Here is a 25961-nt window from a genome sequence, read left to right as displayed (position 1 = left end):
ATCACTGGACAATGACGGAGCCCCATGGCCAACAGCCCTACTCCCCCAAAACCCTACACGCCACCGCCACCGCTGACCGGCGCCAACCTGGTGCTGGGCACCCTGTCGGTGTCGCTGGCGGTGTTCATGAACGTGCTGGACTCGTCCATCGCCAACGTCGCCATTCCGACCATCTCGGGCAACCTGGGCGTGTCGGTCGATGAAGGCACCTGGGTCATCACTTCCTTCGCGGCCGCCAATGCCATTTCGATCCCGTTGACCGGCTGGCTCACCCAGCGCCTGGGCGCGGTACGCCTGTTCGTCACCTCGGTGCTGCTGTTCGTGGTGGCGTCCTGGCTGTGCGGACTGGCGCCCACGCTGCCCATCCTGTTGGCCGCCCGCGTGCTGCAAGGCCTGGTGGCCGGCCCCATGGTGCCGCTGTCGCAATCGCTGCTGCTGGGGGCCTACCCCAAGTCGCGGGCCTCGTTCGCCCTGGCGCTATGGGGCATGACCGCCGTGGTGGCGCCGGTGGCCGGGCCGGCGCTGGGCGGCTGGATCACCGACAGCTATACCTGGCCCTGGATCTTCTACATCAACATCCCGGTGGGCCTGATCGCAGCCGGCATCACGCTGGCCATCTACCGTTCGCGCGAAACGCCCATCCACAAGCTGCCCATCGACAAGATCGGGCTGGCACTGCTGGTGACCTGGGTGGCCGCCTTCCAGATCATGCTGGACAAGGGCAAGGACCTGGACTGGTTCGCCTCGCCCACCATCGTCACGCTGGGCATCATTGCCCTGGTGGCCTTTGCCTACTTCGTGGTGTGGGAGCTCAACAATGACCACCCGGTGGTGGATCTGCGCCTGTTCGGCCGGCGCAATTTCGCCGGTGGCACCATCGCCATTTCGATCGGCTATGGCGTGTTCTTCGGCAACCTGGTGATCCTGCCGCAGTGGCTGCAGCAATACCTGGGCTACCGCTCCATCGACTCGGGCCTGTCGACTGCGCCGATCGGGATTTTCGCGGTGATCCTGATGCCGCTGATCGGCCGTTTCCTGCCGCTGGTGGATGCGCGCAAGGTGGCCACGGCGTCCTTCATCGGCTTTGCCATCGTGTTCTGGCTGCGCTCGCGCTACAACCTGCAGGTGGACCAGATGACGGTGATCCTGCCCACGCTGCTGCAGGGCATCCCGACGGCCATGTTCTTCGTGCCGCTGACGGTGCTGCTGCTGTCGGGCCTGCCGCCCGAACGCATTCCGGCGGCCGCCGGGCTGTCATCCTTCGTGCGGGTGTTCTGTGGTGCGGTCGGCACCTCGATCTCCACCACCGCCTGGAACAACCGCACCATCATGCACCACGCGCAGCTGACCGAGCATGCCACGCCCTATAGCCCCTGGCTGCAGGAAACGCTCAACAACATCAGCAGCACGCTGGGCCTGAATGCCGAGCAGAGCGCCGCCATGCTGGAGCGGACCATCACCTTCCAGGCCGCCATGCTGGGCATCAACGACATCTTCTTTGTGTCGGCAGTGATCTTCCTGGTGATCATCCCGCTGATCTGGATCATCAAGCCCTCCAAGGGCGGTGCCGGCGCGGCCGAAGCTTCGGCCGCGCACTAGGCGAAGGCACCTGGCCCGGGCAGCCCGGCTAGCGCAGCCGGGCCAGCCCATGCTGCAGGCGGATGATGTCGATCAGCTTGCGCAAGGCCGGATGGGCATGGCGCCGGCTGCTGTAGTACATGTGGAAGGGCTCGCTGGGTGCAGCCCATTCAGGCAGCAGCACTTCCAGCGCCCCCTCTTCGATGTCCTTCCTGATCCTGGCCTCCAGCAGATAGGCAATACCGACCCCGGCCCGGGCGGCGGCGATGGTGGCCGCCGTGTTGTTGATCGTCACCAGGCCCGGCACGCGGATGCGCTGCTGGTGCTTGCCACGGCCGAACTCCCACTTGTAGCTGGAATTGTCCCCCAGCAGCAGTTGCAGGCAGTTGTGCTGCGCCAGGTCCTCCAGCGTCTGCGGACGGCCGCAGCGCTGCAGATAGTCCGGCGAGGCGGCCGCCACCCAGCGGTGGGCGCGCGTCAAGGGCGCGGTCACCATGCCTTCCGGCACGTAGTGTCCGTAGCGGATGCCGGCGTCATAGCCTTCGCTGACGATGTCGATGGGCCGGTCATCCACCACCACGGTGAGCTTGACCTTGGGGCATTGCCGGACGAACTCGGGGATGGCCGGCTCGATCAGCAGATGCGCGGCATCGGCAAAGACATTGATGCGCAACTCCCCCAGGCTGCCCGCCGCTGCGCTTTCCAGCACACCCAGCGCAGCACCGATCTTCTCGAAACCCTCCTCCAGGCGCAGCGCCAGCTCGCTGCCGGCCGCCGTCGGCGAGACCGCCCGGCTGGAGCGGTACAGCAGCCGGGTGGACAGCCGCTCCTCCAGCCGCTTCATGGCATGGCTGGTGGCCGAGGGGGTCAGGCCGAGCTGGATGGCAGCGGCCTTGAAGCTGCCGGTCCGCAAGATCGTGACAAATACCCGCAAATCCGAAAAATCCACATGATCCAGCAAGGACATGAATGAACTCCATTCACTTCATGAATTAATGATGTGCATGTTAAACCATCCTCCCGCTGCCGTGACGCAGGGTATAAATACGGTTTCACCGCCCGCACGCGCCCCCGCGGACCCGCCCGGGCCGGACAACCCATGCAAAGGATGAGCAACATGAAATCAAGAACGTTTGGCCGCACCGGTGCGGAAGTATCGGAGATCGGATTCGGCGCCTGGGCCATCGGCGGCTCCTGGGGCGACGTCTCCAGCCAGGACGCCAAAGCCGCCCTGCATGCGGCGCTGGACAGCGGCGTCACGTTCATCGATACCGCCGACGTCTATGGCGATGGCCGTTCCGAGCAACTGATCGCCCAGGTCCTCAAGGAACGTGGTGGCCCGCGCCCCTTCGTCGCCACCAAGGCCGGCCGCCGCCTCTCGCCCCATGTCGCCAGCGGCTACACGCGCGAGAACCTGGGCGCCTTCGTCGAACGCTCGCTGCGCAACCTGGAGGTGGAATGCCTGGACCTGGTGCAGCTGCACTGCCCGCCGCCGGAGGTCTATTACCAGCAGGAAGTCTTCGGCTATCTGGATGACCTGGTCAGTGCCGGCAAGATCGCCCACTACGGCGTTTCGGTGGAGAAGGTGGAAGAAGGCCTGAAGGCCATCGAATACCCGAACGTGAAATCGATCCAGATCATCTTCAACATCTTCCGCCAGCGTCCGCTGTCGCTGTTCCTGGATGAGGCGCAACGCCGCGACATCGCCGTCATCGCCCGGGTGCCGCTGGCTTCGGGTCTGCTGACCGGCAAGATGTCGGCGCAGACCACCTTTGCCGCCGATGACCACCGCCACTTCAATCGCCATGGCGAAGCCTTCGATGTCGGCGAGACCTTCTCCGGCGTGCCGTACGAGGTCGCCCTGGCGGCCGTCGAGAAGATTCGCGCGCTGGTGCCGGAAGGCGTATCGATGGCGCAGTTCGCGCTGCGCTGGATTCTTATGGAAAGCGGTATCAGCACCGTCATCCCCGGCGCGCGCAACGTACAGCAGGCGCAATCCAACAGCGCCGCCAGCGGACTGCCGCCGATCCAGGCCGACGTGATGCAGGCGCTGTGGCAGCTTTATCTGGATGACATCGCGCCCTACGTGCATCAACGCTGGTAAGCTTTGGCCCCTGCCCGTCACCCCTACAAGAACATAAGGACAACATGACACCCATCAAACTCGCCATCGCCGGCGTCGGCAAGATCGTCTATGACCAGCACGCCCCGGCCATCGCCGGCAACCCGGATTTCCAGCTGGTCGCCACGGCCAGCCGCAACCACAGCATCGACGGCGTGACCGCCTTCAAGACCATGGCAGAGATGCTGGACTCCGGCACGCAGATCGATGCCATCTCGCTGTGCATGCCACCGCAGTATCGCTATGAAGCCGCACGCCAGGCACTACTCGCCGGCAAGCACGTGTTCCTGGAAAAGCCGCCCGGCGCCACGCTGTCAGAAGTCGAATCGCTCAAGGCGCTGGCGGCCGAACAGGGCGTAACGCTCTTCGCCAGTTGGCACTCGCGCCATGCACCGGCGGTGCAGGTAGTCAAGCGCCACCTGCAGCAGCACGCACCGCGCCGGGTCGAAGTGATCTGGCGCGAAGACGTCCGCCACTGGCACCCCGACCAGGAATGGATCTGGCAACCGGGCGGCCTGGGCGTGTTCGATCCGGGCATCAATGCCTTGTCCATCGTCACCGAGATCCTGCCGCAGGCCATGTTCCTCAAGCAGGCCACGCTGGAAGTACCGGCCAACCGCCAGACCCCGATCGCCGCGCGACTGGCCTTTACCGATGCCCTGGGGACGGATGTGCAAGCCGACTTCGACTGGCGCCAGACTGGCGAGCAGACCTGGGATATCGTGATCGACACCGCGAGCACGCATCTGCATCTCAAGAAGGGTGGGCATGAATTGTGGATCGACCAGGCGCCGTGCGAGCTGCCGGTGGAAGGCGAATATCCTTCGCTGTACGCCCATTTCTGCCAACTGATCCGGAACAAGTCCTCGGATGTGGACGTGGCACCGCTGCGCCATGTGGCCGATGCCTTCATGCTGGGGGAGCATGTGGTGACGGATGCGTTTGTGTAGGGCCTGTTCACGCTCACCGGACAACGCACTGGTCCGGTGAGCGTGGCGGACCGACGGCCTAGGCCGTCAGGATGCGATGATGGAAGCGCAGATGATCTTCCACAAAGCTCTGGATGAAGTAATACCCGTGGTCGTAACCCTCATGCCGGCGCAGCGTCAACGGTTGTGAAGCCTCGCGGCAGGCGGCCTCGAAGCGTTCTGGCAGCAGTTGCTCCAGCAGGAATTTGTCGGCCAGGCCCTGGTCGATCAGGATGCCCTGCGGGAAGGGAGCGTAGAGCTGGCGCATCAGTTCGCTGGCGTCATGCTGCTGCCAGGTTTCCTGATCCGGGCCGAGGTAGTTGCCAAAGGCCTTCTGGCCCCAGGGACAGTGCAACGGTGCCGCAATCGGCGCAAAAGCCGAGACCGAGCGGTAGAGCTCGCGATGACGCAAGGCCAGCGTGAGCGCGCCATGCCCGCCCATGGAATGGCCGAAGATGCCCATGCGTTGCGGATCGGCCGGGAAATTCTCCAGCACGGCCTGGCGCAGGTCGTCGACCACATAGCTCTCCATGCGGTAATGCCGATCCCACGGCGCCTGGGTGGCGTCGAGGTAGAAACCCGCCCCTACGCCGAAATCCCAGCTGTCGCTTTCACCCGCAACGCCTGCTCCGCGCGGGCTGGTGTCCGAGCTCACCAGGATCATGCCCAGCTCGGCCGCGACGCGTTGCGCACCAGCCTTGATCATGAAGGTTTCTTCGGTACAGGTCAGTCCGGCAAGGTAGAACAGCACCGGCAGCTTGCCGCCGGTGCGGGCCTGCGGTGGCACGAAGACCGAGAACCGCATGTCCAGGCCGATGGCCGGCGAGGCATGGCGGTAATAGCCCTGCACGCCGCCGAAACAGCCGTGCTCGGAGAGTTTCTCCAGCATCGCGCGCTCCTCAGAACTCGACCACAGAGCGGATCGATTCACCGCTCTTCATCAGGTCGAAGCCTTCGTTGATGCGCTCCAGGGGCAGCTTGTGCGTGATCAGGTCGTCGATGTTGAGCTTGCCTTCCATGTACCAGTCGACGATCTTTGGCACGTCAGTACGACCGCGCGCGCCGCCGAAGGCCGAGCCCTTCCAGACACGGCCGGTCACCAGCTGGAACGGACGGGTGGAGATTTCCTGGCCGGCTGCTGCCACGCCGATGATGATGGACTGACCCCAGCCCTTGTGGCAGCACTCCAGCGACTGGCGCATGGTGGTGGTGTTGCCGATGCACTCGAAGCTGTAGTCGGCGCCGCCGTCGGTGAGACCAATGATGGCATCGACCACGTTGGGGACGTCCTTGGGATTGATGAAGTCGGTCATGCCGAACTTGCGGGCCATGGCTTCACGCGCCGGGTTCAGGTCCACGCCGATGATCTTGTTGGCACCGACCATCTTGGCCGCCTGGATCACGTTCAAGCCAATACCGCCCAGGCCGAACACCACCACATTGGCACCCGCCTCCACCTTGGCGGTAAACAGCACGGCGCCCACACCGGTGGTGACGCCACAGCCGATGTAGCAGACCTTGTCGAAGGGGGCATCGGAACGGATCTTGGCCAGGGCGATTTCCGGGACCACGATGTAGTTGGAGAAGGTCGAGGTGCCCATGTAGTGGAACAGGGGCTTGCCGTCCAGCGAGAAGCGGCTGGTGGCGTCGGGCATCAGGCCGCGGCCCTGGGTGGCGCGGATGGCCTGGCACAGGTTGGTCTTCTGCGAGAGGCAGAACTTGCACTCGCGGCATTCCGGGGTATACAGGGGGATGACGTGGTCGTCCTTCTTGAGCGACTTCACGCCCGGGCCGACGTCGACCACCACGCCCGCGCCTTCATGGCCGAGGATGGCGGGGAAGATGCCCTCCGGGTCGGCGCCGGAGAGTGTGTAGTAGTCGGTATGGCAGATGCCGGTGGCCTTGATCTCGACCAGGACTTCGCCGGCCTTGGGGCCGCCGAGTTCGACTTCCTCGATGGTCAAGGGCTTGCCTGCCTGCCATGCTACCGCTGCTCTTGTCTTCATAGGGATGGGTCCTTTATCTGGTAATGGGGAATGCGTGGAGGTAACCTGGGATGGGTGCATCCTGCTCAGCCTCAACTGCGGCGGCGATCAGGGTTGCACTCAGCTGCTGAGGTACTGGCGTACTGAGATGCTGTGATCCCGGACGCCGTATTATCGCATTGCAAACGAAAATGCAGTTGCCGCATCGCGGTACTGAATTTTTACGAGTCATCTTGATGTCAGAACAAGTGAAAATTTCCGCCTGACATGAAAAACCTGCTGTCGCGTTGCGGCATCGCCGCCACGATAATGACAAAGCCTTTGGCTTGGGGTAAGGTTGCTACAAAACAAACGATAGCAGGGGACGGCCAGCGCGCCGCAGTGCCTCAAGCACGACAGGGCAAGGCAGGGACAAAGCAAGGACAAGGCTAGAGCAGGGCCGGAGCAATAACGACATCCAGGGTAGCGAGCGCAGATGGCCCTGTTCCAACCATGCGCATCTGCCGACCATCATCTGGTTGTACGCAACACGACAAGACGCATCAAGCGCAGCATCAGACGGGATGGCATACTGTCATCCTTCGTATCAGCAAGTGGGGGCATCCACGTAATTTTGGCGTAAGCAACGGTCACTATGGTGACCGCCTGCGGCGATGTATTGTGCCAGCGGCTTGGCACAGGACGTCAACGGCAGGAAAAATGCGCCTTGCGTGAGAGAGCTGTCGAACGGTCGTCCGGCAGATGTCGGACGAATGGATGAGCAGCACCAAGCTGCCTAACGACAGGTGATGTGATAGTTGGTCACATGGGAAAACAGAACAAATCACCGGGACGCACGGGTTATACCCTGAAGACCTTGCTGCTGTTCGTCGGCTTCGTCGGGTCGTTCATCGTGGTACAGACATGGTGGGAAATCCGCCAGGACCGGCAGTTGACCATCGATTCCGAACGCGCCAGTTCGATGGCCGCCGTGCGCAGCGTGCAAGAGCATGCCGAGCGCGTCTTCGGCGACCTCGACAAGATGCTGTGGAATACCGCCGAGCACATCCAGGGTGCCGGCCCCGACCTGCTGGACGACGACCAGGCCCTGTACCACCTGCTCTCGGAGATGCAGCAGCGCCTGCCTACGGTGATGGTGCTGCGTTATGTGGATCGCAACGGCAATACCCGTGCCAGTTCGCTGCGCGCCTTCGATACCACCAGCATTCCCGAGGATCGCAAGCTGACCTTTGTGGACGGCAATCCGGCGCGCCCCACCCTGTTCGTCGGCCAGCTCATGCGCAGCCGCTACAACCGCGAACTGGTGTTGCCGGTGGCGATGAACCTGTTCGATCGCAGCGCCCGGCCGATCGGCTTGCTGGTGGCCGAATTGCGGGCCGCCACCTTCTTCGATTTCTACAAGCGCATCACCAACTTCGAGGCCATCGTCTCGCTGCGTTCGGAGAGCGGCTCGATGATGCTGCGCTCCCCCTATGAGGAACGCTGGCTGAACGTGAGCCTGGCCGACGCCAAGAGCATGGGGCGCATCCGGGCCGGCGCCGAGGAAGGCGCCTTCGAGGAAATCTCCCACCTGACCGGCGAATCGCTGCTGTTCTCCTACAAGCGGCTGGACAAGTGGTCGCTGGTGGCGGTCTACGCGCGCCGCATGGAAGACGTGCTTGCGCCCTGGCGCAGCCGAACCGAGAACCGCATCCTGCTGACCACGGGGATACTCGGTTTCATCCTGATCGCGCTGATTTCCTTCCTGGTCTACTACCGCTACCAGCGGCGCCTGGACCACGCGTTGTCGGCCAGTGAATACCGCTATCGCAAGCTCTACGAGGAGGGCAGCGATCCCATCGTGCTGATTTCGTCGGAGCTTCGCTACCTGGACTGCAATGCCGCCGCACTGCGCTTTTTCGGCGTACCGGACAAGGAGCGCATCATCGGCCGCAAGGTCGGCCTGTTCTCACGCCAAAAGGCCAGGACGGCAGAGCAGCCGGATATCGATGAGCTGGTCGGCCGCGTGCTCTCCGGCCAGCCACAGCAGTTCGAGTGGGTGACCGTACGACGCAACAAGATCATCCACACCGACGTCACGCTGAACCGGGCCGAATTCGAGCGGGGCTATGCGATCTTCGCCATCCTGCGTGACATCAGTGCCCGCAAGCGCGCCGAACTGCTGCAGAGCGAGCAGAACCGGGTGCTGCACATGGTCATGGCCGATGAAGACCTGGATGGCATCCTCAACGAAATCGTCGGCTTTGCCGATGCCCAGATTCCCTACGGCGCCAGTTGCGTGATGCTGGTCAACGAGCAGGCTTCGCATTTCACCACCGTCTTGAGCCGGCGTTATCCGCCCCGCCTGTTGCGGGCGCTGCAGGGCATGCCGATCCGGCACGGTTGCGGCGTCGGCGCGGAGGCGGCGCTGCGGCGCGGGCCCTGCATCGTCACCGATATCGCGCGCGATCCGGTGACTGAACACCTGCGGGTGCTGATCGATGTGGAGGTCTATCCCTCCTGCGGCGCCTGGCCCATCATCGGTAAAGAGGGGCAATTACTGGGCGTGTTTGCCGCCCTGCTCAAGGAAAACCAGGCCCCCAGCAATGAATACCTGCAACTGGCCAATATCGCGGCCGACCTGGCCAGCGTGGCCATCGAAAGCCGTCGCGCCGACGAGCGCATCCGCCACCTGGCGCACTACGATGAACTGACGGGCCTGCCCAACCGCTTCCTGTGCACCCAGCACGTTTCCAATGCCATCACCCACGCAGAACACCGCAATGGCATGGTAGCGGTGCTGCTGATGGACCTGGACCGCTTCAAGAACATCAACGATACCTTCGGTCACGAGGCTGGCGAGGCGGTGCTGCAGGAAATCGCCCAGCGCTTCCGCAACAGCCTGCGCGAACTGGACATCCTGGCCCGGGTGGGCGGGGACGAGTTCATCGTGCTGGTGGATGACTTCGACGATCCGCTGCAACTGGGCGAGATCGCGCAGAAGCTGCTCTCCGAGGCACGCAAGCCCTTCATCATCGATGGCCAGGAAGCGATGCTCTCGGCCAGTATCGGCATCGCCACCTATCCCGGCGATGGCGACAATGCGCAGACCCTGATCAAGAACGCCGATATCGCCATGTACCGTGCCAAGCACCATGGCAAGGACGACTATCGCTTCTTCTCCGACGAGGTCAACACCAATACGGTGGAGCGCATCGCCCTGGAAGCCGAGCTGCGCCGTGCCATCGAGCGCGCCGAATTCGTGGTGCACTACCAGCCCAAGATCAACCTGGCCAGCGGCAGCATCGTCGGCGCCGAGGCGCTGGTGCGCTGGCAGCACCCGGTACGCGGTCTGTTGCCCCCGGGCGAATTCATCCCGCTGGCAGAGGAGACGCGCCTGATCGACCAGATCGGACTGGAGGTGCTCGACGTGGCCTGCCGCGACATCGGCCTGATGCTGGAGCGCAACCTCGAATGCGGACGCATCTCCATCAACCTCACCGGCAGCCAGTTCGGTGACGAACACCTGCTCGACGACATCAAGTCGGTGGTGGCGCGCCACGGCACACCACCGGCCTGCCTGGAATTCGAGATCACCGAAAGCATGGTGATGCACAATCGCGACCAGGCCATTGCCATCATGGATGGCATCCGCGCCGAGGGCTTCACCATCTCCATCGACGACTTCGGCACCGGCTACTCGTCACTGGCTTACCTGAAGCGCTTCCCGGTCAATACCCTGAAGATCGACAAGTCCTTCATCAACGACATCCCCGATGACGCCAACAGCAGCGCCATCGTGCAGGCCATCATCGCCATGAGCCATGCCTTGAACCTGAAGGTGGTGACTGAAGGCGTGGAGACCGAAAAGCAGTTGCAGGCTCTGCGCGAATTCGGTTCGGACGAATACCAGGGCTATTACTTCAGCAAGCCGGTTCCCTATGTGCAGTTCCTGCAGATGCTGCTGATGCAGCAGCAGGCGCTGCGGCAGGCGGCGCAGGCCCTGGTCATCGAAGGCAGCCCGCCCTGAGCGCTGCCCCTGCCCTCCCCCCGGCTCTTGCCTCTGCCCTCACTGCGAAGATCGCGAACTGAGCCGGTCGACCTGGTACAGCGAGGGGAACAGGCGAATCCACAACAGCACGATGACCACCGTGCCGATGCCCCCGATCAGCACTGCCGGCACCGCACCGAACCAGGCTGCGGTCAGCCCCGATTCGAACTCCCCCAGCTGGTTGGAGGTGCCGATGAAGACCGAATTGACGGCCGACACCCGGCCGCGCATGGCGTCCGGTGTCTCCAGCTGGACGAAGGACGAGCGCACCACCACGCTGATCATGTCGGCCGCGCCCAGCACCGCCAGCGCGGCCAGCGACAGCGGGAACCAGTGTGAGAGGCCAAAGACGATGGTCGCCATCCCGAACACCGCGACAGCAATGAACATGGTGCGGCCCACGCGACCGCCCAGGGGCCGGCGCGCCAGCCACAGGGCCACCACCAGCGCACCGGCCGCAGGCGCCGAACGCAACAGGCCCAGGCCGGCGGCACCGGTATGCAGGATGTCATTGGCATAGACCGGCAGCAAGGCAGTGGCGCCGCCCAGCAGCACGGCAAACATGTCCAGCGAAATGGCGCCGAAGATGGCCGGCTTGCTGCGAATGAAGGCCAGGCCGGCGAATACCGAGGACAGGCTGGCACCGGTCGGCTTGGCGGCAGCCGCAGCAGAAGCAGTGGCTGACGCGGGTCGCCGGATCAAGGACAGCAGCAGGCTGCACAGGGCGAACAGGGCGCAACTGCTGGCGTACACCACGGCCGGTCCGGCCACGTAGAGCAGGCCGCCCAGCGCCGGGCCGATGATGATGGCGAACTGGGTGGCCGACGCCGAGCCGGCCACCGCGCCCGGCAAGGCGCGGGGCGACATCAGGCTGGGCAGCAGGGCCGACATGGTCGGCTTGGAGAATGCGCGACCGGCACCGATGACGGCGACGATGGCGAAGATCATCTCGCGATTGAGCCAGCCTCCGATGCTGCCCAGGGCCAGCGTGGCCGCAGCCAGGGCCTCCACCAGCGCGCTGATGCGGGCCACATTGCGCCGGTCATGGCGATCGGCCACATGGCCGACCACGAACACCAGAAACAGCGAGGGAATGAACTGCACCAGTCCGACGATACCCAGGTCGAAGGCGCTGTGCGTGAGCTGGTAGACCTGCCAGCCGACCGCCACGATCTGCATCTGCAGCGCGATGGTGGAGGCCACGCTGGCGCACCAGAACAATTTGAAGGGGGTGTGGTGACGCAAAGGCTGCTGGTCGTCGCCGGCCTGGTCGGGCTGCTCGGTGGTACTGGTGGATGACATGTCTGGATGTGGAGATTGGGCGATGTGGACCGGAACAGCAAACTGTGAGCGGCTGCACCGGCATCACGCAGACGGTCTTGGCGCCGCTGCGGCCCTGCCCTGCAAGGCAGGTCGGGCGCAGATATACTACCCGATCCCGCGCCCGCCGGCTGAAGCAGGCCCCCATCTGCGATCGACGCTGAAGTCGGCGCCGCAGTCGGCCAATTACAAGGAGAACCAACATGCAGTACCGCCAACTCGGCCGCACCGACATCAAGGTCAGCCAGATCACCCTGGGGACCATGACCTGGGGTGAACAGAACAGCGAAGCCGAGGCCCACTCGCAACTCGATCTGGCCGTTGAACGCGGCATCAACCTGATCGATGCCGCCGAGATGTATCCGGTGCCACCCAAGCCGGAAACGCAGGGCCTGACCGAGCGCTATCTCGGTACCTGGCTCAAGAAGTCCGGCCAGCGCGACCGTCTGCTCATCGCCACCAAATGCACCGGCCCGGCACGCAAGCCGCACAACCCGCGCCATATCCGCGGCGGCATCAACAACCTGGACCGCAAGGGCTTGACCGAGGCCTTGCATGGCAGCCTGGAGCGCCTGCAACTGGATCACGTGGACCTGTACCAGCTGCACTGGCCGGACCGTAGTGTGAACAGCTTCGGCCAGCTCGGCTACCAGCACGTGGACGACGAGAGCACGGTACCGGTCGAGGAGACGCTCAAGGTCCTCAGCGAATTCGTGAAGGCGGGCAAGATCCGCACCATCGGCCTGTCCAACGAAACCGCCTGGGGCGTGGCGCAATTCCTGCGCGCGGCCGAGCAGCACGGGCTGGAACGCATTGTCACGATCCAGAATCCCTACAACCTGCTCAACCGCAGCTTCGAGATCAACCTGGCCGAGTTCGCCCATCGTGAGCAGGTCGGCCTGCTGGCCTATTCACCGCTGGCCTTCGGCATGTTGAGCGGCAAGTATCTTGACGGCGCGCGCCCGGCCGGGGGCCGACTGACGCTGTTCGAGCGCTTTGTGCGCTATACCAATCCGCAAGCCGAACGCGCCACGGCCGAGTACGTCGCCCTGGCCCGCAAGCACGGCCTGGACCCGGCGCAGATGGCCCTGGCCTATGTGAACAGCCGTTCCTTCCTGACCTCCAACATCATTGGCGCCACCACGCTGGACCAGCTGCGCAGCAATATCGACAGTGCCCAGTTGGAGTTGAGTGAGGAAGTGCTGGCAGGGATCGAGGCGATCCATCGCGCGCAGCCGAATCCGGCGCCCTGACGCCTGCTTGGCGCGAGCAACAAAAAACCGGCGACGCGCCGGTTTTTTTGTGTCATCACATCGCTCAAACGAGCAAGCAATTTTCAGTCGCCGCTGCTTTCAGTGGCCACGGCCGCTTGCACCTGCTCCTCGCGGGCACCGTAGCGCGCCGCCATCACCGCACACACCATCAACTGAATCTGGTGGAACAGCATCACCGGCAGCAGCACCATGCCGATGGCGCCGCTGGAGAACAGCACCTTGGCCATCGGTACGCCCGAGGCAAGGCTCTTCTTGGAGCCGCAGAAGACGATGGTGATCTCGTCTTCCTTGTTGAACCCGAGGCGGCGGCTGCCGAAGGTGGTGATGCCCATGATGATGGCCAGCAGCACGGCATTGATCACCAGCAGCGCCACCAGCATGGACACCGGCACCTGGTGCCACAACCCTTGCACCACGGCTTCGCTGAAGGCCACGTAGACCACCAGCAGGATGGAGCTCTGGTCGACGAACTTGAGCCAGGACTTGTTGCGCTCGATCCAGCGGCCGATCCAGGGACGGGCGATCTGACCGGCCACGAAGGGCAGCAATAACTGATAGACGATTTTCAGGATCGAATCGAGCGAGGAATGTCCGCCGCCGTCATGCGCTACCACCAGCACACCCACCAATAGCGGCGTGAGGAAAATGCCCAGCAGGTTGGAGGCGGAGGCGGCGCAGATGGCAGCCGGCACGTTGCCGCGCGCCACCGAGGTAAAGGCGATGGAAGACTGTACGGTGGAAGGCAGCACGCACAGGAACAGCAGGCCCAGGTACAGCTCGGGCGTGATGAACTGCAGCAGCACGGGCTTCAACAACAGGCCGATCAGCGGAAACAGTGCGAAGGTGCAGAGCAATACCGTCACATGCAGCTTCCAGTGGGTGAAGCCGGCTACCACCGCCTCACGCGAGAGCTTGGCGCCATGCATGAAGAACAGCAGGCCGATCATGAAGGTGGTCAGGCCATCGAAGGCCTCGGCCACCTGGCCGGTACAGGGAAGGAAGGATGCTGTGAGCACGACGGCCAGCAGCATCAGGGTCATGTTGTCGGGCAGGAAGCGGGGACGGGCCATGGCGGTATCGATTCTGTTGTAATGGTATGACCCGTGCCGGGGCGCGGGCAAACCGCCATTTTACGTGAGAGGCGCCGTCCCTTGCAGTACCGCAGGAGGCGATGCGGCTCAGGCCTTGCGCACGAATTCGGTCTTCAGGCCCATGGAGCCGAAGCCGTCGATCTTGCAGTCGATATCGTGGTCGCCCTCGACCAGGCGGATGTTCTTGACCTTGGTCCCCATCTTGACCACGCCACCACCGCCCTTCAGTTTCAGGTCCTTGATGACGGTGACCGTATCGCCATCCTGCAGCACGTTGCCGGATGCATCGCGCCAGACGCGGGCCTGTTCGGCGGCGGGAGTCGCCTGGGCGCTCCATTCATGGCCGCATTCCGGGCAGACCAGCTGGTTGCCGTCCTCGTAGGTGAATTCGGACTGGCATTGGGGACAGGCGGGCAAGGTGCTCATGAAAACTCCGGCAATTAGCGTGAAAAGGCAGCGATTGTACTGCTTCAACCGCCAACTACACCATGATCCTGCTCATCTTCGCCATCGAAAACACGAAAAAAACGGCAGATCCGCCTGGGCAGACCTGCCGTCCTTGGTGTTGACTTCGCTACTGCGTCCCTGCTTACCAGCCCCAGAACATCAGCCACCAGGCGGTATTGACCAGGGCCAGGCCACCGATCAAGGGCAGCATCGCCAGCCATTGCCGGCCCCACCCGTCGGCGTGGCGCGCGACCACTTTCCAGCACAGCCACAGGCTCCACAAGGTCATGGCAGCCAGCAAGGCGGCGCGCACGTCATTGGCCCAGTACACCGGCCAGTGCTCGGCACGCAACAGGCTGATGGTGGTCGCCGACAGGCCGATGAAGACGCCGCAACCAGCCAGCGGGATCAGGGCCTGCACCAGGTGGTTGAAGCGGCCCCATTCCCATTTGCCCAGCAGCCGTGTGGCCAGGGCGAACAGGAATGCCACTCCGCTGCCCAGCACGAGGCCGGTAGTGAGGATGTAGCCGACCACCATGGCGCCATCCAGCCAGGTGAAGACATCGCTTTGCTGCGGGTAGTTGGTCAGCAGCCACCACGGCGCCTGGGTGCCGAAGGGCCAAATGATGTCGCGGTCGATCAGCCAGGTGGCGATGTCCTGCTTAATGGCGATGAACCAGGGGCTCACGGTCCAGTGGAAGGCGCCGATGGCGATACCCAGCAGGCCGTACAGCACCAGTGCGCTTTCCCAGAGATTGTTGTGGGTCTTGCCGAACTGCACCACTTCCACGGCCGGCGGACGGAAGGTCAGGGCGATGGCGTCGCGGTGGCCGCTGCAGCGACCGCACATATGGCAATCGGATGCGCCCTTCATGTTGCGCAGCGGGACCAGCGGCGCGCAGTTGATGGGAATGATCTTGTGTTCGGGATGGTAGGAGGCGCGCCAGGCCGCTTCATCGACCTTGTAGTGAAGCGGCGCCAGCTTGGCCAGCAGGCCGAAGACGCCGTTGACCGGGCACAGGTACTTGCACCAGACGCGCTTGTCGCGACCATAGAGGTAGCCGACGATCATGGCCCCCACGGTGGAACCGCCCAGCACCAGCAGTACCGCCTTGGGATACTGGTAGACGCTGACCATCTGGCCGTAGACGGTGGTCAGGGCGAACGCCACGAAGGGCCAGCCGCCCCAGCGTATCCATTTTGGAATGGCCTTGCCGCGGCCGTGCTTGCTGGCGAATTCGGTGAGTGCACCTTCAGGGCAGAGCACGCCACACCAGACGCGCCCCATCAGCACCATGCTCACCAGCACAAAGGGCCACCAGATGCCCCAGAAGGCGAACTGGGCGATCAGGGTCAGGTTGGACCACAGGTGGGCGGTTTCGTCAGGCAGAGGGAGGAACACCGGGACCAGGATCAGCAGCGCATACACGGCCACCACGATCCATTGCAGGCCTCGGATGAATGCGCCATTGCGGCGCATCCATTCTCCGGTACGCGTGAGCAGAGTCGGCGATTGCGTACAGGTCGTCATCAGGCTTCAGACTGCTTCTTGCCTCTTGCTCTTGGGCTGAGGCTGGGGTTTTCGATAGAGGGCCGAGCATACCACAGCCCAGTAAACCACATAGACGATCACCGACAGCAGCGCCGGACGGGCGCGGTAACCGGTCAGTGTGGAGACCAGGCTGCCCAGGGTGGTGGAATCATCCAGCAGCATGGAGGTGTCCCACACCGGTGCGGTCAAGGTCATGGTCCAGTTGGCCGAGGCCAGCATGTCCGAGCTTTCCAGGATCACGTCGAACAGCTTTTCCACGCCGGTGACCAGCAGACCCGCTGCCAGCAGCAACAGGATGACTTCAGTGACCTGGAAGAAACGGCGCCAGGAGAAGATCTTGCCGCCCAGCTGCAACAGATAGAAGGTCAGGAAGGCCAGGCCGAAACCGATCACGCCGGCCAGCACAAGCGAGGCCGTGCTGGCCTCCTGCTGGCCCAGGCCGATGCCGTACAGGAACACCGCGGTCTCGCTGCCTTCGCGGGCAATGGCCAGCATCACCAGCACGAACACGCCCCACCAGTTGCCACTCTCGTAGCTGGACTGCATGGAGCTTTCCATGTCCTTCTTGAGCGTGCGACCGTGCTTGCGCATCCAGAACACCATCTGCACGATCAGCACCGCCGCGATGAGCACGATGGCGATCTGGAACCAGGTCTGGGCGTCGCCCGAGAGCAGTTCCGAGAATCCCAGCAGCGCCGCGCCCAGACCGGCAGCCAGCAGCACGCCGGCAGCCACGCCGCCCCACAGATAGGGAATGCCGCGGCGCGCGCTGACGTCACCATTCTTCAGCCAGGCATACAGAATACCGACCACCAGAAGCGCCTCGACGCTCTCGCGCCAGACGATGAACATGACCTGTCCCATGAACTACCCTTCCCTAGAAACCTGGACTCCCTGCAACACCGCCGCCTACTTGGCGACGATCACGCCCTGCGGCATGTTGAGATGGAAGTCGTCGAAAAACTTGTACTCGCCCGGACGCAAGGGCGCGATCACCACGAAGGATTGCGCGCCGGGGGCAAGCACCTTTTCCTTGCGCAGTTCCACGCTCTCGAACTCGGCGGCGGACTTGCCGATGTTGTGCACCTCGATCTTGATGCGCTGACCGGCCGGCACTTCGATGCGCGGCGGAATCAGCTTGCCGTCCTGCATCTCCAGCTTGAAGGTCGGCAGGTCCGAGGCTTGTGCCTGCACGGCCGCGCCGAACAGGGTCAATGCCAGGAGGGACGAACGGACAATGCTTGCAATCATCGAAACTCCGAAAATCCTGAAAACGATAAAACCGGCGCGCCGCCACGGCAGCAGGCCGGAGTCGATTCACGGGAGACGGGCCAGCGGCCCGCGCTCCACGAGGGCTTAGTAGCCGCCCTTCTTGCCGATGCCGGCGAAGGTGAAGTCATAGGTCAGTTCAAAGGTCTTGAACCACGGACCGACGCCGGTTTCCTTGTCGACGTGGCGACCGAAGTGCGCATGCTCATTGGCCTGCGGCGAAGAGATGGTCAGCTTCAGCTTGTACTTGCCCGGACCTTCCAGCTTGACGTTGTCGCCGTAGTGCGGGCCGTCGTTGGCGACCATGGGCATCATGTCACCCTTGATGGACTTGGTGGAACCGGCCTTGGTCAGTTCGTACTTGATGACCAGGTAAGGCATCCAGTCACCTTCGGCGAAACCGTTGGGATTCTTGGCCACGGCGCGGATGTCGGCTTCCAGGTGGATGTCGGATTCCTCGGCCTTGCGCATCATGCCGTCCGGTTCCATCTTCACCGGCTGCAGGTAGACGGCGTTGACTTCGAAGCCGTTCTGGATCTGCGGCTTGCCGATGGGGTATTCAGCTGCCGAGGCGGCTCCGGCGAAGGACATGCTCAGCACTGCGGCGACGGCAAGTTTCTTGAAACCGATCATTGCGTATTCTCCTGGTGGTCAAATGATAATGATTAGCATTAAGTATATCATCGTTTGAGCCAGTCTTGCTCGCCTACCTCTGCACTCTTCCAATGCAATGCTGACTGGAGTGGGCAGAAAGACAAACAAAAACGCCGCCCGAAATGACTCGGACGGCGTCTGGCGCAGGCAAGCGGCCCCTTGCTCAGGGCCCGCAGACAGGATCGGGACTCAGAACTCTTCCAGCTCGGGCTCCATCTTCCGGCTGGCAACCGGGGACGGCGTCGCCGGCAGGCGTGCTGCCTTGGGCGTGACATCCACCGAACGCACTGGCGCAGTCGCGGCTCCCAGACCGGCGGCAGCCCGCTGTTCCAGCTTGAACACGGCCACCACGCTTTCCAGTTTCTCGGCCTGCCCTTGCAGGGCTTGCGCTGCAGCGGCAGCCTCCTCCACCAAGGCGGCATTCTGCTGGGTGCCCTGATCCATCTGCGAGATCGCCTGGTTGACCTGGGAAATACCGGTGCTCTGCTCTTCGCTGGCATCGGCGATATCACCGACGATCTGGGTCACGCGCTGCACGCTGTCAACGATCTCGCTCATGGTGGTACCGGCCTGCTCCACCAGCTTGCTGCCGCTGCCGACCTTGTCCACGGAGTCGTCGATCAATTCCTTGATCTCCTTGGCCGCGGCCGCCGAGCGCTGGGCCAGCGAACGCACTTCCGATGCGACCACGGCAAAGCCGCGTCCCTGCTCGCCGGCACGAGCAGCTTCCACCGCTGCGTTGAGCGCCAGGATGTTGGTCTGGAAGGCAATGCCATCGATCACGGCGATGATGTCGACGATCTTGCGCGAGGAATCATTGATGGAATTCATCGTGTCGACCACCTGGCGCACCACGTCGCCACCCTGGGAAGCGATATGCGACGCCGATTGCGCCAGCTCATTGGCCTGGCGCGCGTTCTGGGTGTTCTGCAGCACCACCGAGGTCAATTGTTCCAGGCTGGAGGCACTTTCTTCCAGTGCAGCGGCCTGCTGCTCGGTGCGCGCCGAGAGGTCGGCGTTGCCGGCGGCGATCTGGCGTGCCGCCACGGTGACCGAGTCGGTCGAACTGCGGGTGGTCGCCACCACGTCGACGATGCGCGCCAGCAGCTTGTTGAAGGCGGCGGCGGTACGGCCGATTTCATCCATGCGTTCCACCGGCACCGGACGCGACAGGTCCAGGGTCTGGCTGACGTGCTCAAAGGTCTGCTGGATCTTGCCGAGGCTACGGATCACGCTACGCAGCATCTGGATGCCCAGCAAGCCCGTGAGCAGGACCGCCACCACGATCACCGCGATCATGCTGCGCAGGGCGAAGGCATAGGCCTCGTCGCTCTCCTGCTTGACGGTATCAATCATCTTGCGACCGATCAGGATGTGGTCGTCGAAGCCCTTCTTGGCGGCCGCCGCCGAGATCGCCAGCGGCGTGCCGGCTTGCAGCGTGGCACGTACGCCGTCCATGTCATTGGCATAGGCGGCAGCGAAGAACGGCACCAGCGCCTTGCGATAGGCCTCGATATTGGCCTTGTCGGCATGGATCAGAGCGCGATCCTTGTCATCGAAGATCAGGTCGCGCTCGTAGTGGGCGAACTCTTCATCCAGTGCCTTGTTGGCGGCGTCCACCGCTTTTTGCAAGGCGCTCTTGTCGGGCAGGTTGGCAAACACCGAGAGGCGATAGCCGGCCAGGCGCGAATCGGCCAGGTAGCCCTTGAGCAGGTTCAGGCTATCCATGCCCGGGATGATGTGGTTCTGGATCAGCTCCAGCCGCTGCTGGGCGCGTTGCAATTGCCACAGGCCGCCGGCACCGACGAACAGCAGCGCCAGCAGGGCCGTCGAGAGAGTGATGATGAGGCGCTTGGTAATGGTCATGATTGAAAATCCATCGATGAGAATAAAAGGTGCCGAAGCACGGTGGTACGTCAACTACGCAAACAGGAGTGGCAGCGTAGATGGATGAAGCCCGGTGGATCAGGCCGCCAGCGACGCTTCCGGTGCCGTAGCGTCGAGCAGGTCGTGATGCTGCCGGCAGAAATCCAGGCCGGCGCGATAGCCCACATCGAACAGCAACTGCATGTTCGAACTCGACCAGTCCAGAACCTGCGGCCAGTGTTGCTGTGGCACCCCACCCATCAGGTCGACCTTGAGCACCTGACGACGCTGGGCGCCGGTCTGCGGATCACGGTTGTGCTCCAGCTCGAACAGGCGCTGCTCGGTCTTGGAAATCTTGACCAGCGGCGTGATGATGGAACGCACCCAGGCATCGTAGAGATTGCGCGGCTTGCGGATGAGTCGGTCCTCGCCCAGGATATCCAGCACCACCAGAGTATCGACCTCGCCGGCTGGCGCCACGCCAGTCTCCGGGTCGGTAATGAAGGGGGTGAAATTGAGCGTATCCAGTGCCGCGCCCTCGATGTAGTTTTCGCCGTCGATTTCGGTAGGCGCATAGAGGAAGGGAAAGGACAGCGATGCCCGCACGTGTGCCGGCGTGATCTGGTCCTTGTTCCAGATCTGCATATGGTGGCGGTCGATGTTGTAGGCGTTGATGAAGAATTCCGGGCGCATGCCCGGCACAGCGCCGAAATCGATGGACTGCTCCAGGAAGGGCAGATGGGCACACAGACCCAGGCTGCCCGAATGCAGGTCGGAGGGCGACATGGCCGACATCATCAGATGCATCCAGTCGTTCCACTTGGCCGACGCATCGGCGAAGTGACGGGTCAGGAGCTCCGCAAACGGACTGCCGGCCAGTCCCGGTATCTGCGGCAGTTGGCCCAGCATCGATTCACGATAGGTTTCGGCTTGCACTCCTGGCTTCTTGAACACCTTGTAGTTGACCGGGAACAGCTTGTAGATGCTGTCGGCCACCCCGACCTCGGCCCATTGCAGCAGTGCTTCACGCGGCGAGACATCGCGCGGCGCCGTCGCCAACAGCCCCATCAGCACCCCCGCGCCCGAGGCGGAGATCACGTCGAACTCCACCCCCTGGTCGAGAAACGCCGCCAGCGCGCCGGCAATCAATGTCGAGTTGGGCGCCCCGCCCCCGATGACCAGCGCCTTCCTGCTTCGTCCTGGCGAATCTTTCATCGCACCCCCTGTTATGTTGGCATCCAGCCGTTTTTGTGCGATGCACCGGAAGCATCGCGATACCGCATTTCCTTACCGCGGCAACGTAACTTTTACGCACGGTGGAAATATAGCCGAGGGGCAACGTCAAAATGCTGCAGTGCGAGATTTTATTACCTCATATCTGGCATTCAGAAATTTAATGAGCCAGACAGGGAGGGGGCAGCGGGGACATAGGGCAAGCGCCGGGCGTAAAAAGTACCGATCTGTCATTTTGGCGTAAGCAAAATAGGCTAGATCGGAGGACGCTGGCACTGGACGCCAATGATCGGACCACCGCGCAAGGGCCCACCAGCGGCGCGGGCCGGCGGACGGTGAGCAAACAGCAATGGATTTATGTAACTCCGTATGTCAAACTTGGCGGGCAAAAAAGTGCCATATCTAAAAAAACACAGGTCCAGCTCCTTTCATACGCATGTCCCGCCCCAGCATATTGATGGTCGATCCCAGTCCGGAGTCGGTGGAACTGGCGCGTTTCAGCCTCTGGCGCAGCAAGCTGGATTGCGCCTTCGGCTGGTTCGAGGATGCCGAGCACACCATGGAGTCGCTGTTGAGCCCGCAGGCGCAAAGCCAGCCGGAAGCCCTTCCCATCATGATCTTCATCGAGCCACGCCTGCCCCGCATGGAAGGGCTGGAATTGCTGCATCTGCTGCGCTCCCATCCGCTTACACAAGCGCTGCCGGTGGTCATGTTCGCCACTTCCTACGATGAGACCGACGCCGCCCGCTCGCGCACGGCAGGCGCCAGCGACTACATCGTCAAGCCGGTGGATGCCCGTGAATTCATGCAGGTCGTCAGTGACACCGTCGCACGCTGGCTCCCGACTGACAGCCAGAAAGCGGACTAGGGAAGAAGGCGAGAAGAATCGGGGGAGAAAGCAGAAGGAAGGCAAAAAGGCGGGACCAGAAAGACAAAAGGGTCCATCTTGCGATGGACCCTTCATATCTGGTGCGGCTGGCAGGAATCGAACCCACGACCCCTTGGTTCGTAGCCAAGTACTCTATCCAGCTGAGCTACAGCCGCGAAAAACAAAATTATAGCAGCAAGTTTTTGCCTTTGGGAAGCCCCTGCCGCGAAATTTCCTGGATTTGCAGAATAATTACCAAGAAACTCCCTGCCCCTTCACTTCCGACTAAGCTGATCCGCACCCTTGCGCAGCATGCCGGAGATGACCGCATCTCGCCCAGCGGCTATGATGGCGACTCGATCCACCCCACCCTGCCCCATGCCCGACCACGCCGCTACCGACCTGACGCACGAACAGCGCATCCGCGAGCAAGAGCGCGCCCGCATCGCGCGCGACCTGCACGATGAGCTGGGTGCCCAGTTGGTCGGTATCGGCATGGCGCTGGGCCAGTTGCGGGAGCAGCTGAGCGCAGGCGGCGACACCGGATCCGCCCTCGGCCATGCCGACTACGCCCGGGAACTGCTGGCGCAGGCGCACCAGAGCATGGACCAGATCATCGATGACCTGCGTCCGCCCATCGTTGAATTCGGCCTGGTCGACGCCCTTGCCTGGCAGTGCCGCCAAGTCACCCGGCAGAGCGGGCTGCCGTGCAGGCTCGACAGTCCTTCCGCGCTGCCGCTGCAGGACGAATTCGTGGTGCTGAGCCTGCTGCGCATCGCGCGTGAGGCGCTCAACAATGCCGTGCGCCATGCACAGGCCAGCCAGATCGACGTAAAGCTCACCCTGGCGAACGGCACCCTGCTGCTGGCCATTACCGACAACGGCATCGGCTTCGTCCCGCAGGCCGTGCGCCAGCACGGACAGGGCCTGCGCAACATGCGACAGCGCGCACAGGCGCTGGGCGCCAGCCTGGCGCTGGAACGCGGTGGCAGCAAAGGGAGCGAGGGCGGCAGCAGCATCGTCCTCCGGATGCCTGTCCCTCTCTGAGCGAACGCTATAGAATACGGCCTCGCGCAGCCTACCCGGCCGGCGCCATCCGCAGCACCTCCAGAGGAACCAAGCGCCCGCCCATGAGCAAGAAAGTCACCGCCGCCATCAAGGTCCTGATCGCTGATGACCACGCCATCGTGCGCGAGGGTCTGCGCCAGATCTGCGCCGGCACCAAGGATATCCTCGTGACCGGGCATGCCGCCAACGGCCTGGAAGCCATCAAGCTGGCGCGCGAAGGCGATGGCAACGTCATGTTGCTGGACATCGTGCTCCCCGACCGCAACGGCATCGACATCCTCAAGCAGATCCGCAAGGAGCAACCCAATTTGCCGGTGCTGATCCTCTCCGTGCACCGCGAAGATCAATACGCCATCCGCGCCCTCAAGGCCGGTGCCGCTGGCTTCCTCAACAAGCAGGCGGCGCCCGCCGAACTGCTGGCCGCCATCCGCCAGGCCGCTTCCGGCCGCAAGTACGTCAGTCCCTCACTGGCGCAGGAACTGGCCACCCAGATCGGCTTCGATCACGACACCCCCCTGCACGAAACCCTGTCCGACCGCGAATACCAGACCATGGTCATGATCGCCTCCGGCAAGACCGTCAGCGACATCGCCGCCGAGCTGCTACTCTCGGTCAAGACCATCAGCATGTACCGCTCGCGGGTACTGGCCAAGATGAAGATGCGTCACAACGCCGAACTGACCCACTACGCGCTCAAGAACAATCTGGTGGAATAAAAGAGACAGAAACAGACAGCCGCAGCTGCTTTGGCTGATGCGGCCCTTTTCTCCCCCTATTAAATGCATGCCGCGAAAAGGCGCTGACGTACAATTAGTTGTCATTTTGTCCCTCCCATTCAGGAGGCTGACAACGGACTGTCGGCAGCAGGGGGACCTGTCGGCGTCTGCCAGGTGATCGCCGGTCGGCAACAGTGCTCAAGCAATACGCCTGTGCGCCGATACCGTAAGGAACTCCCTGTCGCAAACCGACATACACACCAACAATAGAGTCAGCCGGCATGTCCAAGAAACCGACCACGCTCACGCCTGTCGAGATCGCCCGAGAAGCTTTCCAGCGACTGGGGGCCAGGCGCATCGCGCCCACTCCCGACGCGTACCGCATCGCCTATGAAGAAATCCAGGGGGATGCCCCTGGCGTGACAGCCGAAGCCGTATTGGGAAATTTCGCCACCAAGCTGTCGCGCCAGCCGGGAGAAAATGGTCTCCTGGGAACGCGGCTGGTACGCGCCCGCGACAACGGCGACTGGGCAGAATTCGAGCGCCAGCTGCTGGAATTCTCCGACGCCAACTGGCAGAGCCGCCCTATCGCTCCGGCCGCACCCGTGGTGCCGCACGGCGAGCTGGTCCCCATCGATCTGGAGCGCCAGTTCATCCGCGACAGCAAGAAGGAAAAGATGCTGCGCGAAATGCTGGCACGGGTGCTGGTATTCAACCTGCCCTCGCTGCTCTCGACCGCGCCGGAGCTGGCCAACGAATCGCGCGACAGCGGCCAGGACCTGAAGACCGCCTTCTCGGAACAGGCGATGAACGACATCATCGCCCGCGTCAAGCAACTGAGCTTCCAGATCGAGCTCAAGACCGATGACATGGCCCAGCAGCAGGACCTGCTGATGCGCCTGTTCCAGTTGCTGCTGGAAAACATCAACGGCCTGCTGGAACAGGGCTCCTGGTTGTCCAGCCAGATCGAAACGGTACAAAGCCTGATCGCCGGGCCGCTCAGCAGCACCTCGCTGGCCGACGCCACCAAGAACCTCAAGGAAGTGATCTACAAGCAGGGTCTGCTGAAGAACACCCTGTCCGAGGAAAAGGTGGTGGTCAAGAACATGATGCTGACCTTCGTGGACCGGCTCTCGGCCATGGTCTCCACCACTGACAACTACCAGCGCACGATTCGCGGTTTCTCGCAGCAGATCAGCCAGGCCGGCAACATCGCCGACCTCAACAGCGTGCTCAGCGAGATCATGAGCGAAACCCAGAAGGCGCAGGAAGAAGCGACCCGCTCGCGCGACGCCATGGAAGATGCGCGCCAGGAAGTGGAAAAGGCCGAAGATCGCATCCACACCCTGGAGCAGCAGCTGCAGCAGATGGGCGAACTGGTGCGCGAAGACCAGTTGACCGGCAGCCTGAACCGCCGTGGCATGGACGAATCGCTGGACCGCGAGATCGCCAATGCAGTACGGCGCGACACGCCGCTATGCGTGGCCCTGCTGGACCTGGATGATTTCAAGCGCATCAACGACACCCATGGCCATGCCACTGGTGACGAAGTGCTGGTGCACATGGTGCAGGTGATCAAGGAGACGCTGCGCAAGCTGGATGTGATCGCCCGCTTCGGTGGCGAGGAATTCGTGGTGCTGATGCCCGAGACCACGCCGCAGGATGCGGTACAGATCATCACGCGGGTACAGCGCGAACTGACCAAGCGCATCTTCATGCACGAGAGCCAGCGCCTGCTGATCACCTTCAGTGCCGGCGTGGCGGTCTACCACCCGGGAGAGAGCCAGGCAGAGCTGCTCAAGCGCGCCGACGTCGCCCTCTACAAGGCCAAGAACGCCGGCAAGAACCGCATCATCTTTGCCGAACCACCTGCCGGTGCCGCACCGCTGGCCTAACCGCAGCGCCGGGCGCAGCAGCTCC

General features: G+C 63.1%; 21 protein-coding genes and 1 tRNA gene. 9 read left to right on the top strand and 13 right to left on the bottom strand.

Features of this window, described 5'->3' with window-relative positions:
- The first annotated feature begins 24 nt into the window (after positions 1-24).
- A complete protein-coding gene (locus tag ACEOAC_RS11805; protein ID WP_006463987.1) occupies positions 25-1599 on the top strand; it encodes a DHA2 family efflux MFS transporter permease subunit in 1575 nt (524 codons plus the stop codon).
- A 28-nt stretch (positions 1600-1627) separates the two neighbouring features.
- Here the strand turns inward: ACEOAC_RS11805 and ACEOAC_RS11800 are convergent, their stop codons facing one another.
- Complete coding sequence (locus tag ACEOAC_RS11800) at positions 1628-2545, bottom strand: LysR family transcriptional regulator (protein ID WP_102662094.1); 918 nt, start codon at positions 2543-2545, stop codon at positions 1628-1630.
- A 150-nt stretch (positions 2546-2695) separates the two neighbouring features.
- Here ACEOAC_RS11800 and ACEOAC_RS11795 point away from each other — a divergent pair, with 150 nt between their 5' ends.
- Together ACEOAC_RS11795 and ACEOAC_RS11790 are read left to right on the top strand one after the other, a co-directional pair.
- Complete coding sequence (locus ACEOAC_RS11795; protein ID WP_413444680.1) at positions 2696-3682, top strand: aldo/keto reductase; 987 nt, start codon at positions 2696-2698, stop codon at positions 3680-3682.
- A gap of 44 nt (positions 3683-3726) precedes the next feature.
- Entirely contained in the window at positions 3727-4650 is a 924-nt protein-coding gene (locus tag ACEOAC_RS11790; RefSeq protein ID WP_413444679.1) for a Gfo/Idh/MocA family protein, read from the top strand.
- 58 nt (positions 4651-4708) lie between these two features.
- Here the strand turns inward: ACEOAC_RS11790 and fghA are convergent, their stop codons facing one another.
- The gene (gene fghA, locus ACEOAC_RS11785) at positions 4709-5557 is read right to left on the bottom strand and encodes an S-formylglutathione hydrolase (RefSeq protein ID WP_413444678.1); all 849 of its coding nucleotides are present in this window, start codon (positions 5555-5557) and stop codon (positions 4709-4711) included.
- Between the two features lie 10 nt (positions 5558-5567).
- Positions 5568-6674: an S-(hydroxymethyl)glutathione dehydrogenase/class III alcohol dehydrogenase gene (locus ACEOAC_RS11780; RefSeq protein ID WP_006463992.1), complete on the bottom strand. Its 1107-nt coding sequence runs from the start codon at positions 6672-6674 to the stop codon at positions 5568-5570.
- A 784-nt stretch (positions 6675-7458) separates the two neighbouring features.
- Here ACEOAC_RS11780 and ACEOAC_RS11775 point away from each other — a divergent pair.
- Positions 7459-10662 carry an EAL domain-containing protein gene (locus ACEOAC_RS11775; RefSeq protein ID WP_413444677.1) on the top strand — a complete coding sequence of 1068 codons (3204 nt, stop codon included), beginning with the start codon at positions 7459-7461 and terminating at the stop codon, positions 10660-10662.
- A gap of 39 nt (positions 10663-10701) precedes the next feature.
- On the opposite strand, the gene ACEOAC_RS11770 is transcribed toward ACEOAC_RS11775, so the two are convergent.
- Positions 10702-11985, bottom strand: coding sequence for an MFS transporter (locus tag ACEOAC_RS11770; protein ID WP_006463994.1), 1284 nt, complete (start codon positions 11983-11985; stop codon positions 10702-10704).
- Between the two features lie 221 nt (positions 11986-12206).
- On the opposite strand from ACEOAC_RS11770, the gene ACEOAC_RS11765 reads away from it, so the two are divergent.
- Positions 12207-13256 carry an NADP(H)-dependent aldo-keto reductase gene (locus tag ACEOAC_RS11765; protein WP_077236775.1) on the top strand — a complete coding sequence of 350 codons (1050 nt, stop codon included), beginning with the start codon at positions 12207-12209 and terminating at the stop codon, positions 13254-13256.
- Positions 13257-13339: 83 nt separating this feature from the next.
- Here the strand turns inward: ACEOAC_RS11765 and ACEOAC_RS11760 are convergent, their stop codons facing one another.
- From ACEOAC_RS11760 to ACEOAC_RS11725, 8 genes are all read right to left on the bottom strand, one after another.
- Positions 13340-14347, bottom strand: coding sequence for a bile acid:sodium symporter family protein (locus ACEOAC_RS11760; RefSeq protein WP_006463996.1), 1008 nt, complete (start codon positions 14345-14347; stop codon positions 13340-13342).
- A 108-nt stretch (positions 14348-14455) separates the two neighbouring features.
- Positions 14456-14794, bottom strand: a complete 339-nt coding sequence (locus ACEOAC_RS11755; RefSeq protein WP_006463997.1) for a zinc ribbon domain-containing protein YjdM — start codon at positions 14792-14794, stop codon at positions 14456-14458.
- Between the two features lie 163 nt (positions 14795-14957).
- Positions 14958-16295, bottom strand: a complete 1338-nt coding sequence (locus ACEOAC_RS11750; protein ID WP_413444013.1) for a 4Fe-4S binding protein — start codon at positions 16293-16295, stop codon at positions 14958-14960.
- Positions 16296-16352: 57 nt separating this feature from the next.
- A complete protein-coding gene (locus ACEOAC_RS11745; protein WP_241811676.1) occupies positions 16353-17231 on the bottom strand; it encodes an FTR1 family iron permease in 879 nt (292 codons plus the stop codon).
- Between the two features lie 45 nt (positions 17232-17276).
- The gene (locus tag ACEOAC_RS11740) at positions 17277-17618 is read right to left on the bottom strand and encodes a cupredoxin domain-containing protein (protein WP_006464000.1); all 342 of its coding nucleotides are present in this window, start codon (positions 17616-17618) and stop codon (positions 17277-17279) included.
- Positions 17619-17723: 105 nt separating this feature from the next.
- Entirely contained in the window at positions 17724-18269 is a 546-nt protein-coding gene (locus ACEOAC_RS11735) for an iron transporter (RefSeq protein ID WP_006464001.1), read from the bottom strand.
- Positions 18270-18479: 210 nt separating this feature from the next.
- Positions 18480-20156: a methyl-accepting chemotaxis protein gene (locus tag ACEOAC_RS11730; protein WP_413444014.1), complete on the bottom strand. Its 1677-nt coding sequence runs from the start codon at positions 20154-20156 to the stop codon at positions 18480-18482.
- A 99-nt stretch (positions 20157-20255) separates the two neighbouring features.
- Positions 20256-21371: a patatin-like phospholipase family protein gene (locus ACEOAC_RS11725; RefSeq protein ID WP_039875735.1), complete on the bottom strand. Its 1116-nt coding sequence runs from the start codon at positions 21369-21371 to the stop codon at positions 20256-20258.
- 454 nt (positions 21372-21825) lie between these two features.
- Here ACEOAC_RS11725 and ACEOAC_RS11720 point away from each other — a divergent pair, with 454 nt between their 5' ends.
- Positions 21826-22257, top strand: a complete 432-nt coding sequence (locus ACEOAC_RS11720; RefSeq protein WP_413628860.1) for a response regulator — start codon at positions 21826-21828, stop codon at positions 22255-22257.
- A gap of 99 nt (positions 22258-22356) precedes the next feature.
- Here ACEOAC_RS11720 and ACEOAC_RS11715 read toward each other — a convergent pair.
- A tRNA-Arg gene (locus ACEOAC_RS11715) sits at positions 22357-22433 on the bottom strand.
- 172 nt (positions 22434-22605) lie between these two features.
- Here ACEOAC_RS11715 and ACEOAC_RS11710 point away from each other — a divergent pair.
- The 3 genes from ACEOAC_RS11710 to ACEOAC_RS11700 all read left to right on the top strand — a co-directional run bounded on the left by ACEOAC_RS11710 (position 22606) and on the right by ACEOAC_RS11700 (position 25936).
- A complete protein-coding gene (locus ACEOAC_RS11710) occupies positions 22606-23304 on the top strand; it encodes a sensor histidine kinase (RefSeq protein ID WP_244436295.1) in 699 nt (232 codons plus the stop codon).
- Positions 23305-23387: 83 nt separating this feature from the next.
- Positions 23388-24041, top strand: a complete 654-nt coding sequence (locus ACEOAC_RS11705; protein WP_241811679.1) for a response regulator transcription factor — start codon at positions 23388-23390, stop codon at positions 24039-24041.
- Between the two features lie 281 nt (positions 24042-24322).
- Positions 24323-25936 carry a GGDEF domain-containing protein gene (locus ACEOAC_RS11700; RefSeq protein ID WP_413444016.1) on the top strand — a complete coding sequence of 538 codons (1614 nt, stop codon included), beginning with the start codon at positions 24323-24325 and terminating at the stop codon, positions 25934-25936.
- Positions 25937-25961: the final 25 nt, after the last annotated feature.

The sequence above is a fragment of the Herbaspirillum frisingense genome (assembly GCF_047325095.1).
Taxonomy (GTDB): Bacteria; Pseudomonadota; Gammaproteobacteria; order Burkholderiales; family Burkholderiaceae_D; genus Herbaspirillum; species Herbaspirillum frisingense.
The sequence above is the reverse complement of the archived record's forward strand: the minus strand, read 5'-3'. Positions and strand labels throughout refer to the sequence as shown.